Below are 12171 nucleotides of genomic sequence, written 5' to 3'. Positions count from 1 at the left end.
GCACTATGAGTGGATGTCGAGCGCTACAACACCGGGCGGTGGGGTGTCGGAGTGGACCGCCGCGCTCGGCAGAGGGATTCCGGGCTCGCGGTCGGCCAACTCGCCGGACCGGCGGCTGCCGCGGGGGCGGCACGACCTGCCGCGCGAGTTCGTCGCCCGCACGCAGCGGGACCGGCTCATCGACGCCATGGCGCGCACGGTGGCCGAGAAGGGGTACGTGGGCACGTCGCTCGGTGACGTGTGCGCGGCGGCCGGCGTCTCCACGCGGGCGTACTACCAGCACTTCGCGGACAAGGAGACGTGCTTCCTCGCGGCGTTCGAGCTGGGCGTGGAGCTGCTGCAGAAGAGCGTCGCCGTGGCGTACGGACAGCCCGGTCGGTGGCCCGAGCGCATGCGGCGCGGCCTCGGCACGCTGCTGCACATCCTCGCCGCGGAGCCCGCGTTCGCCGCACTCGCCGTCGTCGAGATCCTCGCCGCCGGCCCCAAGGCACTCGCCGGCCGGCGGCAGCTCCTCGCCAGCTACCTCGACTTCTTCGCCGCCGCGCCACGCCGCGCCGGCCAGCCGGAGGTGCCGCGCGTGGCCGTGGAGGCGGTCATCGCCGGGGTGTACGGGGTCATCTTCGACCACGTCTCCACCGGGCGGGTGGCCGAGCTGCCGCAGCGGTTGCCCGACCTGACGTACGTGGTGCTGGCGCCGTTCGTGGGCCCGAAGGCAGCCGCCGCGGCCGCGGGCCTGCCGGCCAGCGCCTGAACGGCGAAGCGGGCGGGCAGACGGCTCGCGAACCGGCGAGGTTCATCTATCCGCTTTAAGAGATCCTTAATTCCTCCGCGACGTCGATCCAAGCGTGAGATCAGGGCCGTACCCGGGTGCGACAACGATCACGACTGGTTGGGGGACCTCGTGGAGAAGCTCACATGTCAGCGCCGCGGCACCTAGAGGCGCGGCCGGTGGCGGGCCGCGGGCGCCACGCCCGATCGGCGCCGGGACCGGCCGGACGACCGCTCCTCGACAGGCACACGCACCGCACCGGCATCCACCGGGCCGAGGGTGGACTGCTGCGCAGCTTGTACGACCAGCATGCCGAGCCGCTGTTCATGATCGCGCTCAGCTTGACCAACGGCGACCGGCAGCTGGCCGAAGACGTCGTGCGCGAGACGCTGCTGACCGCTTGGCGCGACGTGGACCGGATCGACGTGGCGGCGTCGTCCCTGCGTCCGTGGCTCGTCGGCATCGCCCAGCGGATGGTGGAGGACATCAGGCGCGAGGAGGAGCGCAAGCCGCGCTACGACGAACCGCCCGACGTGTACGGCACCGACCTCGAGCCGGCCGCGCAGCGGATGCTGGTGCTCGACGGGCTGCGCACCCTCCCGGGGCCGGACCGGGAGATCCTCGTCGAGGCGTACTTCAAGGGCCGCGGGGTCCGCGACGTCGCCGACGACCTGGGACTGCCGCCGGAGACGGTGAAGTGGCGGCTCTTCTTCGCACTCCGCGCGCTCCAGAAAGTGCTGATGGGGAGCGGGCACCACGATGCCTGACGGGCCGGGCCCCTGCGTCCACCCGGACGTGGGCGCGTACGCGTTAGGACTGCTCGAGACGGACGAACGCCACGCCTACGAGCGGCACCTGATCACGTGCGCCCACTGCCTGCGGACGCTGGAGGGCCTGGCCCCACTCATCGAGCTGCTCGGCCAGGTCGACGCGGCGACACTGCTCGCCGAGGCCGAAGGTGGGCGGGTGCGCCGGATCCCGGCACACCCGCCCGGTGCGTTGGGGGCCCTTTTCCCCCGCCAGCGGGAGCCCGCCCGCGGCCGGCCGCGGCCGCACCTGCGGGCCTGGGACGAGCTTGACGACCGCTTCCGCACCCCGGTGCGGCGGCCCGATCCGCCCGAGCCCGTCGCGCCGCTGCCGCGCGGTCGAAACACCAGAAACCCGCGAAAGACCAGAAACAACAGCGCCGTGGTACGCCGGCTCGTGCTCGTCGCGGCCGCCCTGACCGTGGTGACGATGCTCAGCCTCGTCACGATCGCGGCCCGATCCAGCGTCACCGACCCGGCCTCCACCGTCGCCGCCCCGCCGCGCAAGGAGCCGGGCACCGCCGCGGCCGCCGGGACAACGCCCGCTCCCCCACCCACGACCGCGCCGCCGGCCACCGCGCCGGCACCGCCCCCGCGGCAGTCCACGCGTCCGGCGACCAGGCCGCCGGTGGCGCGTACCAAGAAGGAGACGAAGCCCACGCCCGGCGCGACGAGGCCCGACTCCGTCAAGGCCAACCCCGGTGGCGACGCGCAGGGCGAGCGCCTCGCGGGCCGCGACCCGGCGACCGGCGCCGCGGCCGAGGTGCGGCTCAGCCGCACCGTGACCGGCCTGGACGTCTCGCTCACCGTCACCGGGCTGGCCGGGCCGCGCGACTGCGTGCTCCGCGTGATCACCACGGACGGCTCCGCGCAGACCGCGCTGCGCTGGCGGATGGAGGCGGGGCAGGACAGCTTCACGGGCCTGGGCGGCACCACCGCGGACCGCGCGGAGATCGACCGCTTCGAGGTCATCGACGCCGCCGGCGCGGTCCTGGTGACGATCAGCTCCAGATAGTCACGTAGACGGGTGGGCGGAAGCGCGACGGCGGCACGCCCGCGCCCGGCGCGCACATCAGCTGCATCGCGTCGGGCGTGCCGAGGAAGTTGCGCAGCCGCCGGGCCGCGTCCGGCCGCCGGTCCGGCGCCAGCGTCGTCACGTGCCAGCAGGCCTGCACCGGAGTGCGGTCGGTCTCCACAATGGACAGCTCGCCGCGCCGCAGCTCGCGGCTGACCAGCGTCGACACGGCCGGCGCCACCCCCGCGCCATCGGCCGCCGCGGACCAGGCCGCGGTCTGGTTGGGAAAGACCCGGATCCGATTCTCCGGTACCCGGAACGCGCGCAGCAGCCGCCCGATGTCGCTGTCCGGATCGGTGCCGGACGGGTCGACGAGCCACGGCCAGCGGCTCGGCGGCCCGGTCGGGCGCTGGCGGGGCGGCCCGACCACGACGAGGCGGTAGCGCAGCACCGGCTCGGAGGTGAGCGCGGGGTCGCTGCTCAGGTCCGGGCCGAGCGCGACGTCGGCGAGGCGGTTGGGCAGCAGGACGCGCATCTCGGCGGCGTTGGCCACGCCGGACGAGGTCTCGATCTGCCCGCTCCACCGCTTCGTGAACGCCTCGACCAGCGGCGTCGCGATGAACTCGGAGATCGTGCTGGTCACCAGCAGCCGCAGCTGCGCGGCCGCGCCCTTCGCCGCGCGCACCGCCGCCTCCGCCTCGGCGCCCAGCGCGACCATCTGCGAGGCGATGCCGAACAGGCGGCTGCCGCCCGCGGTCAGCGCCATCTCGTTGCCCTCGCGGACCACGAGCTGGTCACCGAGGTGCTGGCGGAGCGCGGCGAGCGAGCGGGACACCGCCGGCTCGCTGACGCCGAGCACGTCGGCCGCCGCGCGCACCGAACGCAGCCGCGCGACGAGCACGAAAACGCCGAGCTGCGTGAGTGTCATGTGTGGATCTTTCCTCCGGGCACGCCGTCCCACCAGGGGGCCTAACCATATGGTTATCGTGCTGTTGCGGAGTCCTCACCAGCGGTAAAAGCTGGGCCGATGCAGGTGCCGGCGCATTTCGAGTACGAGCGGGCGACCAGTGTGGACCATGCCCTCGCATTGCTGGCGAAATGGGGCAGCGAGGCGCGCGTGGTCGCGGGCGGGCACAGCCTCATCCCGATGATGAAGCTGCGGCTCGCGCGCCCCGAGGCGCTCATCGACATCAACGACCTTGAGGAGCTGGCGTACGTGCGGCTCGACGGCGACGTGCTCGCCGTCGGCGCCATGACCCGCCACGCCGACCTGCTCGCCTCCCCGCTGGTGGGCGAGCACTACCCGATCTTCCACGACGCGGAGCGGGTGATCGCCGACCCGGTCGTGCGCAACCGCGGCACGGTCGGCGGCTCGCTGTGCCAGGCCGATCCGTCCGAGGACCTGTCGGCCGCCTTCGCGGCGGTCGGCGCGGCGGCGGTCGTGCGCGGGCCGGGCGGTGAGCGGAAGGTGCCGGTGCGCGAGTTCCACACCGGACCGTACGAGACGGTGGTCGCCCCCGGCGAGCTGCTCATCGAGATCGTGGTCCCGGTGCGCCCTGGCGGCGGCTCGGCCTACGAGAAGGTGGAGCGGCGGGTCGGCGACTGGGCCGTGGCCGCCGCGGGCGCGGCCGTGTGGCTGGACGGCGACACGGTCAGCGACGCCGGCATCGGGCTGACCGCGGTCGGCGCGGCGCACTTCCACGCGCCCGAGGCCGAGGAGTTCCTGCGCGGGTCGCCGGCGACCGACGCCAACCTCGTCGAGGCGGGCCGGATCGCCGCCGCGCACTGCGAGCCCGTCGCCGACCAGCGCGGCCCGTCCGACTACAAGAAGCACCTGGCCGGCGAGCTGACCACCCGCGCGTTGCGCCGGGCGGTCGAGCGAGCGAGAGGGGCGATCTGATGCAGATCACCGTCACCGTCAACGGGGACGAGCACACCGCGGACGTCGAGCCGCGGCTGCTGCTCGTCCACTTCCTGCGCGACACGCTCGGCCTCACCGGCACCCACTGGGGTTGCGACACCTCCAACTGCGGCGTGTGCGTGGTCTGGCTCGACGGCACCCCGGTGAAGTCGTGCACCGTGCTCGCCGTGATGGCCGACGGTCGTACGGTGCGGACGGTCGAAGGGCTGGCCGACGGCGCCACGCTCGACCCGGTGCAGCAGGGCTTCGTGCAGTGCCACGGCCTGCAGTGCGGCTTCTGCACGCCGGGCATGATGATGACCGCCCGCTGGTTGCTCGACCGCAACCCCGATCCGTCCGAAAACGAGATCCGCGAGGCGATCTCCGGGCAGGCGTGCCGCTGCACCGGCTACGAAAACATTGTGCGTTCGGTCCAGTGGGCGGCGGTGAACAAGTCATGACCACTGTGGACAAACCACCGGTCGGCTTCGGTCGGATGCACCGCAAGGAGGACGCGCGCTTCGTGCGCGGCCGGGGCACCTACGTCGACGACGTCAACCTGCCCGGCATGCTGCACGGCGCGGTGCTGCGCAGCCCGTACGCGCACGCGCGCATCGTGTCGATCGACACGGCCGCCGCGCAGGCCCACCCGAAGGTCAAGGCCGTGATCACCGGCCAGACGCTGGAGGGACTCAAGCTCGCCTGGATGCCGACGCTCTCGGCCGACACCCAGGCGGTTCTCGCCACCGACAAGGTCCGCTTCCAGGGCCAGGAGGTGGCGTTCGTGGTCGCCGAGGACCGGTACGCCGCGAGAGACGCGCTCGAGCTGATCGATGTGGAGTACGAACCGCTGACCGCCGTGGTGGACGCCCGCCGCGCGCTCGACCCGGACGCCCCCGTGATCCGGGACGACAAGGAGGGACAGGCGGACAACCACATCTTCGACTGGGGCGCGGGCGACGAGGCGGCCACCGACGCGGTGTTCGCGTCGGCGGAGGTGGTGGTCGCGCAGGATGTGCTGTACCCGCGCGTCCACCCCGCGCCGCTGGAGACGTGCGGCGCCATCGCCGACTTCGACGCGGTCACCGGCAAGCTCACGATCTGGTGCAACACGCAGGCGCCGCACGCGCACCGCACGGTGTACGCGCTGGTCGCCGGCCTGCCCGAGCACAAGATCCGGGTCATCTCGCCGGACGTGGGCGGCGGCTTCGGCAACAAGGTGCCCATCTACCCCGGGTACGTGTGCGCGATCGTCGGCTCGATCGTCACCGGCAAGCCGGTCAAGTGGATGGAGGACCGCTCCGAAAACCTCATGAGCACCGGCTTCGCCCGCGACTACCACATGCGCGGCGAGGTGGCCGCGACCCGCGACGGCAACATCCGCGCGCTGCGGGTGAAGGTGATCGCGGACCACGGCGCGTTCAACGGCACCGCCCAGCCGACCAAGTTCCCGGCCGGCTTCTTCCACGTCTTCACCGGCTCGTACGACGTGGAGGCCGCACACTGCGCGGTCACCGGCGTCTACACCAACAAGGCGCCTGGCGGTGTGGCGTACGCCTGCTCGTTCCGGATCACCGAGGCCGCGTACCTGATCGAGCGCATGATCGACGTGCTCGCGTACGAGCTGAAGATGGACCCGGCGGAGCTGCGCATGAAAAACCTGCTCAAGCCGGAGCAGTTCCCGTACCCGAGCCCCACCGGCTGGGAGTACGACTCCGGCGACTATCCGCGCGCACTCCAGCTCGCATTGGACATGGCCGGGTACGACGAGCTCCGCGCCGCACAACAACAGCAGCGCGAGCGTTGGCTCGCCGGCGACCGGACCGGGCCGCTGACGGGCATCGGCCTCAGCTTCTTCACCGAGGCCGTGGGTGCCGGGCCGCGCAAGCACATGGACATCCTCGGCCTCGGGATGGCCGACGGCGCCGAGCTTCGCGTGCACCCGACCGGCAAGGCGGTGCTGCGCATCTCGGTGCAGTCGCAGGGCCAGGGGCACGAGACCACGTACGCGCAGATCGTCGCCGAGGAGCTGGGCATCCCGGTGGACGACATCGACGTGGTGCACGGCGACACCGACCAGACCCCGTTCGGCCTCGGCACGTACGGGTCGCGCTCCACCCCCGTCTCCGGCGCCGCGACCGCGGTCGTCGCCCGCAAGGTACGCGAGCGGGCCAGGCAGGTCGCCTCCGCGATGCTGGAGGTCGACCCGGGCGACCTGGAGTGGGAGAAGGGCCGCTGGTTCGTCCGCGGCGACCAGGGGCAGGGCCGCACGATCCAGGAGATCGCGCTCGCCGCGCACTCCAGCCTGGAGCTGCCCGAGGGCATCGAGGGGCACCTCGACGCGACCACCGTCTACAACCCGCCCAACCTCACGTTCCCGTTCGGCGCGTACATCTGCGTGGTCGACGTCGACCCCGGCACCGGGCAGGTGAAGGTGCGGCGGTTCGTGGCTGTCGACGACTGCGGCGTGCGCATCAACCCGACGATCGTCGAGGGCCAGGTGCACGGCGGCCTCGCGGACGGGGTCGGGATGGCGCTGATGCAGCTGATCGCGTTCGACGAGGACGGCAACTGCCTCGGCGCGTCCTTCATGGACTACCTGCTGCCCACCTCGATGGAGTGCCCGTCCTGGGAGCTCGGCGAGACCGTGACGCCGTCACCGCACCACCCCATCGGTGCCAAGGGAGTCGGTGAGTCGGCCACCGTCGGCAGCCCGGCCGCCGTCGTCAACGCGGTCCTGGACGCCCTCAAGCCCTATGGGGTACGGCACGCCGACATGCCCCTCACACCCGCGCACGTGTGGCGCGCCATCCAGGGACGGCCGCTGCGCACGGACCTGGCCATCACATGAGAACCGACCTGATGCTGCGGGCCTCGGACCTGCGCGCCCAGCGCAAGCCGTTCGTGATGGCGACGGTGGTCCGGGCCCAGCGTCCCACGAGCGCGAAGGCCGGCGACACCGCGCTGATCCTGGCCGACGGCACGCTGGACGGCTTCGTGGGCGGCACCTGCGCCACGTCGACGGTGCTGGCGCAGGGCCTGCGCCTGCTGACCACCGGCGAGTCGACGCTGCTGCACATCACCCCCTCGGCCGGGGACGCGCCGGCCGAGGAGGGAGCGGTCACCGTCGCCAACCCGTGCCTGTCCGGCGGCGCGCTCGACATCTTCCTGGAGCCGATGCTCCCGCCGCCGCTGGTACACGTCCTCGGCGACGCCCCGGTCGCCCGAGCCCTCGCCGCGCTCGGCGGCCCGCTGGGCTACCAGGTGACCGCGGTCGTCGACCCGTCCGCGCCGATCCCGCCGGACGCGGTCGCGGTGGTCGTCGCCTCGCACGGCCACGACGAGGAGCCGGTGCTCACGGCCGCGCTGCGGACCGGTGTGCCGTACGTCGCCCTTGTCGCCAGCCGCCGCCGCGGCTCCGCCGTCCTGTCCTCTTTGGACGTGGACACCTCCGCGGTGCACTCGCCGGCCGGCCTCGACATCGGCGCCCGCACCGCCCCCGAGGTGGCGCTCTCCATCCTCGCTGAGATCATCGCGAGCCGCCCGCGCGCCGCTCCCCCACCTCCGGTGGTCCCGCCCAAAGCCTCCCTGCTGCCCGTTCTGGAGTGACCCGTGCGCCTCGACCATGAGTTCGTCGTGCCCCGCCCGGTGGACGAGACGTGGGCCGTCCTCACCGACGTCGAACGGATCGCACCCTGCATGCCCGGCGCCAAACTGACCGAAGTGGACGGCGACGACTACCATGGCACGGTGCGGGTCAAGGTCGGCCCGGTCGTCGCCCAGTACGCCGGCGTGGCCCGCTTCCGCGAACGCGACGCTTCCCGCCATCACGCCGTCCTGGAGGCGACTGGCAAGCAGAGCGGCGGGCCGGGGCGGGCGTCCGCGGTGGTCACCGCCGACCTGACCGGCGAGGGCGACAGCACCCGCGTGACGGTGGCGACCGACCTGACGGTGGCGGGGCCGCTGGCGCAGTTCGGGCGGGGGGCGATCGCGCAGGTCAGCGGCAAGCTGCTGGACCAGTTCGTGACGTCGCTCCGCGAGACGGTGCTGTCGTCGGCCCCGTCCCCTTCTCCCACGGCCGCTCCCGCCGCTCCCGCCGCTCCCGCCGCTCCCGCCGCTCCCGCCGCTTCGGCCGCTTCGGCCGCTGCCGGCGAGGGTCCCGCGCCCGGTCACGAGTCCGGCGCCGACGACATCCCCGCGGCGGGCGAGCCGGCCCCGGTCGATTTGCTGCGGGCCGCGGCGGCTCCGGTGCTGGTCCGCCTGATCCCCGTGGCACTGGCGATCGTGGTCGCGATCATCCTGCTCGTCTGGCTCGTCTGAGGCGGCTCACGCGGTGCGGACCGCTCCCGGGCGCCCGTCCTCCACCGCAAACCTCGCGTACACCGACTCCGGCGCGTCGCGGCGGCTCACCGTCGAGACCACCCTCAGCTCCGCCCGCATCTCCGCCCGCCGCACCTCGCAGCGCACGTACCCGCGGCGGTCGCCGTCGAAGAACCTGATGTGCGGGTTGTACCTGATCATCGGGCCGTAGTAAGGGCCGTAGACCTCGCCGTCACCGTTCGTGGAGATGGACGTGCCGACGAACTCGGTGGCCACCACCGGCGAGGACGGGTTGTCGAAGTCGCGCTTGATGTCGTTGACGAACGTGGAGTGCCAGTCGCCCGTCACCACCACCGGGTTGCTCACCCGGTGCCGCGCCCACGCGGACGTGAGGCGGTTGCGCGCCGCCGGAAAGCCGTCCCACGCGTCGTGCCACAGCAGGTCGCCGGCCGCGCCGTCGTGGTCAAGGCGGCCGACCATCACGTTGCTGCCCAGGATGTTCCAGCGCGCGCGTGACTCGGCGAAGCCCTGGTACAGCCAGCGCTCCTGCTCCTCGCCCAGCATCGTGATCGACGGGTCGTACGCCTCGGGGCACGCCTGCGCCTCGCCCCACCCGCACGGCGGGATCGAGCGGTACTGGCGGCCGTCCACCAGGTCGACCTGCGCGAGCTGGCCCCACCGCAGGCGGCGGTAGATGCGCGGCCCGCCGGCGGCGGGGCGGGCCGGCGCGCGCACCGGCTGGTGTTCGTACCACGCCTGGTACGCGGCGGCGCGCAGCACGCTGATGTCGCCCTCGTACTGCGACTCGGTGTTCGCGTAGTCGTTCTGGACCTCGTGGTCGTCCCACGTGACAAGCCACGGGAAGCGGGCGTGCGCCGCCTGCAGGTCGGGGTCGCTCTTGTAGAGCGCGTACTGCATGCGCCACCGCTCCACGTCGCGCGGCGCCTCGCGCAGCACGTCCGGCGTCGCCACGCCGCGGTAGCCGCCGTCCGCCGGGATGCCGCCCTCGTAGACGTAGTCGCCCAGGTGGAGCACCAGGTCGAGGTCCTCGGCGGCCATGTGGCGGTACGACGGGTAGTAGCCGCTGTCCCACGCCTGGCACGACGCGAACGCGAACGCCAGCGCGCCACCCGCACCGGCCTGGGGCGCGGGCGCTGTCCGGGTGCGGCCGACCGGCGAGAGGTCGCCGCGGTAGCGGAAGCGGTAGAACCACTCGCGGTCCGGGCGCAGCCCGTCCACCTCGACGTGTACCGAGTGGGCGAGCTGCGGCAGCGCCCACGCCACGCCTTCGCGCACCACCTGGCGGAAGCGGGCGTCGGTGGCCACCTGCCACTCCACGGTTGCCGCCCGCCGCGGCATGCCGCCGCCGGGCGCGAACGGCTCCGGCGCCAGCCGCGTCCACAGCACGGCACCGGTCGCTGTCGGGTCGCCGCTGGCAACGCCCAGCGTGAACGGGTAGCCGGCTGGCCGCGGCGTGGCCGTGGCCCGCGCGGCGGGGATCTGGGCGGCCGCCGCGAGGCCGGCGACGCCCGCGACGCCGGCAAGGAAGCCGCGGCGGTGGACGTGAGCGGTCATAGGCCGCAGTCAACCCCAGCGGCGGTGATCGGCGGGCGAGCACGACACGAACAATGTACGACGGTTCACGTCCGAAAACGGCCAGCCCCGCGCGGCGGAACCTGGTGGAGTGGAGGCCATGACAAGCCAACTCGACAAGACCGCCGCCTTCCGCGCCATGCACGCGCCGGGCGCCCTCCTCGTGCTCCCGAACGCGTGGGACGTCGCCACCGCCCGCCTCGCCGAAGACGCCGGCGCCGCGGCGGTCGCCACCACCAGCGCGGGCGTGGCGTGGAGCCTCGGCGCGGCCGACGGCGACCACCTCGGGCGCGACCTCGCCGCCGGCCTAGTCGCGCGGATCGTGGCGGCGGTGGGCGTGCCGGTCACCGCGGACGTCGAGGGCGGCTACGCGCCCGACCCGGCGGGGGTGGCGGAGACCGTGCGCGCGATCGTCGACGCCGGCGCGTGCGGCATCAACATCGAGGACGCCGGCCCCGCCGGGCTGCGCGACACCGCCGAGCACGCCGAGCGCCTCGCGGCCACGAGGGAGGCGGCCACCGCGACCGGGGTACCCCTCTTCGTCAACGCCCGCACGGACGTCTACCTGCGCGCGGTCGGTGACCCGGCGACCCGGCTGGACGCCACGCTCGAACGGGCCGCCGCCTACCTGGCCGCCGGCGCCGACGGGATCTTCGTGCCCGGCGTGGCCGATGCGGACACGATCGCCCGCCTCGCCGAGGGCATCGACGCGCCGCTCAACATCATGGCGGGTCCCGGCTCCCCGCCCGTGCCCGATCTGGCCAAGCTCGGCGTCGCGCGGGTGAGCGTCGGCGCGTCGATCGCCCTGTCCGCGTACGCGCACGCCCGCCGCGGCATGCGCGAGGTGCTGGGCAGCGGCACGTACGAGTCGCTGGCGAGCGACCTGGACTACGGCCAGCTGAACGGGCTTCTCGGTAAGCTCAACCCATGATCGTCGGCACGGGGGCGAGCGGGTCGTACGTGGTCACCGGCGCCGCCCGCGGCATCGGGCGCGCCATCGCCGAACGGCTCCTGCACGACGGTCCGGTCGTCGGCGTCGACGCCGACTGGCACGTCCCGCTTCCCCACGGCCACACCGACGTGGACGTGGAGGTCGGCTGGCCCGGAGAGCAGCGGCCACACCGCCTCCTGACCGTCACCGGCGACGCCGCCGACGAGGAGGTGGCCACCCGAGCCGCGGATCTCGCCGCGATACACGCGCCGCTCGCCGGCTGGGTCAACAACGCCGCCGTCTTCCGTGACGCCTCGCTGCACAACGCACCGGCGCGCGAGGTGCTCGACCTCGTGGCGCTCAACCTCGGCCTGGCGATGGCCGGCTGCGCCGCGGCGGTCAAGCACTTCCTCGCCACCGGCACGCCCGGCGCCATCGTCAACGTCTCCTCGCACCAGGCCCAGCGCCCGGTGCCGGGCGCGCTGCCCTACGCCACCGCCAAGGCCGCGATCGAGGGCCTGACCAGAGCACTCGCCGTCGACTACGGCCGGCACGGCATCCGGGTCAACGCGGTGGCACTCGGCTCGATCGCCACCGAACGCTACGACGCCTACCTCACCGACGCCGGCCCGGCCGGCGCCACCCTCATCGACGCCGAGATGCGCCGCCTCCACCCGCTGGGCCGCGTGGGCCGCGCCGACGAGGTGGCCGCCGCGGTGGCCCACCTGCTCTCGCCGGACTCCAGCTACATCACCGGCGCCGTGATCCCCGTCGACGGCGGCCGCGCCGCCCGCGGCCAAGACCCCGAGGAACGCTAGCCCCCGCGACACCCGCGCC

Annotated in this window: 12 protein-coding genes; 10 read left to right on the top strand and 2 right to left on the bottom strand. The window is 73.5% G+C overall.

From position 1 onward, the window contains the following. Window positions 1–13 precede the first annotated feature (13 nt). The 3 genes from Phou_RS35275 (at window position 14) to Phou_RS35265 (ending at window position 2590) form a co-directional block, all read left to right on the top strand. Window positions 14–751, top strand: coding sequence for a TetR/AcrR family transcriptional regulator (locus tag Phou_RS35275; RefSeq protein ID WP_173065205.1), 738 nt, complete (start codon window positions 14–16; stop codon window positions 749–751). Between the two features lie 164 nt (window positions 752–915). Then, window positions 916–1536, top strand: coding sequence for a sigma-70 family RNA polymerase sigma factor (locus tag Phou_RS35270; RefSeq protein ID WP_173065202.1), 621 nt, complete (start codon window positions 916–918; stop codon window positions 1534–1536). Next, complete coding sequence (locus tag Phou_RS35265; protein ID WP_173065199.1) at window positions 1529–2590, top strand: zf-HC2 domain-containing protein; 1062 nt, start codon at window positions 1529–1531, stop codon at window positions 2588–2590. The genes Phou_RS35270 and Phou_RS35265 overlap by 8 nt, the downstream gene beginning before the upstream one ends. Here the strand turns inward: Phou_RS35265 and Phou_RS35260 are convergent. After that, window positions 2577–3518, bottom strand: coding sequence for a LysR family transcriptional regulator (locus Phou_RS35260; protein ID WP_173065196.1), 942 nt, complete (start codon window positions 3516–3518; stop codon window positions 2577–2579). The genes Phou_RS35265 and Phou_RS35260 overlap by 14 nt on opposite strands. Window positions 3519–3617: 99 nt before the next feature. Here Phou_RS35260 and Phou_RS35255 point away from each other — a divergent pair, with 99 nt between their 5' ends. The 5 genes from Phou_RS35255 to Phou_RS35235 are packed head-to-tail and all read left to right on the top strand — an operon-like array spanning window position 3618 to window position 8810. Further along, window positions 3618–4490: an FAD binding domain-containing protein gene (locus tag Phou_RS35255; protein WP_173065193.1), complete on the top strand. Its 873-nt coding sequence runs from the start codon at window positions 3618–3620 to the stop codon at window positions 4488–4490. Beyond that, entirely contained in the window at window positions 4490–4951 is a 462-nt protein-coding gene (locus Phou_RS35250; RefSeq protein ID WP_173065190.1) for a (2Fe-2S)-binding protein, read from the top strand. Before Phou_RS35255 ends, Phou_RS35250 begins: the two co-directional genes overlap by 1 nt. Beyond that, window positions 4948–7341 carry an aerobic carbon-monoxide dehydrogenase large subunit gene (locus tag Phou_RS35245; RefSeq protein ID WP_173065187.1) on the top strand — a complete coding sequence of 798 codons (2394 nt, stop codon included), beginning with the start codon at window positions 4948–4950 and terminating at the stop codon, window positions 7339–7341. The genes Phou_RS35250 and Phou_RS35245 overlap by 4 nt, the downstream gene beginning before the upstream one ends. Then, window positions 7338–8099: an XdhC family protein gene (locus tag Phou_RS35240; protein WP_173065184.1), complete on the top strand. Its 762-nt coding sequence runs from the start codon at window positions 7338–7340 to the stop codon at window positions 8097–8099. Before Phou_RS35245 ends, Phou_RS35240 begins: the two co-directional genes overlap by 4 nt. A gap of 3 nt (window positions 8100–8102) precedes the next feature. After that, window positions 8103–8810 carry an SRPBCC family protein gene (locus Phou_RS35235; RefSeq protein WP_173065180.1) on the top strand — a complete coding sequence of 236 codons (708 nt, stop codon included), beginning with the start codon at window positions 8103–8105 and terminating at the stop codon, window positions 8808–8810. Window positions 8811–8816: 6 nt separating this feature from the next. On the opposite strand, the gene Phou_RS35230 is transcribed toward Phou_RS35235, so the two are convergent. Further along, entirely contained in the window at window positions 8817–10385 is a 1569-nt protein-coding gene (locus Phou_RS35230) for an alkaline phosphatase D family protein (RefSeq protein WP_173065177.1), read from the bottom strand. Between the two features lie 118 nt (window positions 10386–10503). Between Phou_RS35230 and Phou_RS35225 the strand changes: the two genes are divergently transcribed. Together Phou_RS35225 and Phou_RS35220 are read left to right on the top strand one after the other, a co-directional pair. Further along, window positions 10504–11334: an isocitrate lyase/PEP mutase family protein gene (locus tag Phou_RS35225; protein ID WP_173065174.1), complete on the top strand. Its 831-nt coding sequence runs from the start codon at window positions 10504–10506 to the stop codon at window positions 11332–11334. Then, window positions 11331–12152, top strand: a complete 822-nt coding sequence (locus tag Phou_RS35220; RefSeq protein WP_173065171.1) for an SDR family NAD(P)-dependent oxidoreductase — start codon at window positions 11331–11333, stop codon at window positions 12150–12152. Before Phou_RS35225 ends, Phou_RS35220 begins: the two co-directional genes overlap by 4 nt. Window positions 12153–12171: the final 19 nt, after the last annotated feature.

Origin of the sequence: Phytohabitans houttuyneae (genome assembly GCF_011764425.1) — a bacterium.
Taxonomy (GTDB): Bacteria; Actinomycetota; Actinomycetes; order Mycobacteriales; family Micromonosporaceae; genus Phytohabitans; species Phytohabitans houttuyneae.
This window is presented reverse-complemented; position numbering and strand designations above follow the sequence as displayed.

What these genes read in the sequence shown, in the direction of transcription:
- Phou_RS35275 (WP_173065205.1), top strand. Translation starts at nt 14, where the DNA reads ATGTCGAGCGCTACAACACCGGGCGGTGGGGTGTCGGAGTGGACCGCC.
- Phou_RS35270 (WP_173065202.1), top strand. Translation starts at nt 916, where the DNA reads ATGTCAGCGCCGCGGCACCTAGAGGCGCGGCCGGTGGCGGGCCGCGGG.
- Phou_RS35265 (WP_173065199.1), top strand. Translation starts at nt 1,529, where the DNA reads ATGCCTGACGGGCCGGGCCCCTGCGTCCACCCGGACGTGGGCGCGTAC.
- Phou_RS35260 (WP_173065196.1), bottom strand. Translation starts at nt 3,518, where the DNA reads ATGACACTCACGCAGCTCGGCGTTTTCGTGCTCGTCGCGCGGCTGCGT.
- Phou_RS35255 (WP_173065193.1), top strand. Translation starts at nt 3,618, where the DNA reads ATGCAGGTGCCGGCGCATTTCGAGTACGAGCGGGCGACCAGTGTGGAC.
- Phou_RS35250 (WP_173065190.1), top strand. Translation starts at nt 4,490, where the DNA reads ATGCAGATCACCGTCACCGTCAACGGGGACGAGCACACCGCGGACGTC.
- Phou_RS35245 (WP_173065187.1), top strand. Translation starts at nt 4,948, where the DNA reads ATGACCACTGTGGACAAACCACCGGTCGGCTTCGGTCGGATGCACCGC.
- Phou_RS35240 (WP_173065184.1), top strand. Translation starts at nt 7,338, where the DNA reads ATGAGAACCGACCTGATGCTGCGGGCCTCGGACCTGCGCGCCCAGCGC.
- Phou_RS35230 (WP_173065177.1), bottom strand. Translation starts at nt 10,385, where the DNA reads ATGACCGCTCACGTCCACCGCCGCGGCTTCCTTGCCGGCGTCGCGGGC.
- Phou_RS35225 (WP_173065174.1), top strand. Translation starts at nt 10,504, where the DNA reads ATGACAAGCCAACTCGACAAGACCGCCGCCTTCCGCGCCATGCACGCG.
- Phou_RS35220 (WP_173065171.1), top strand. Translation starts at nt 11,331, where the DNA reads ATGATCGTCGGCACGGGGGCGAGCGGGTCGTACGTGGTCACCGGCGCC.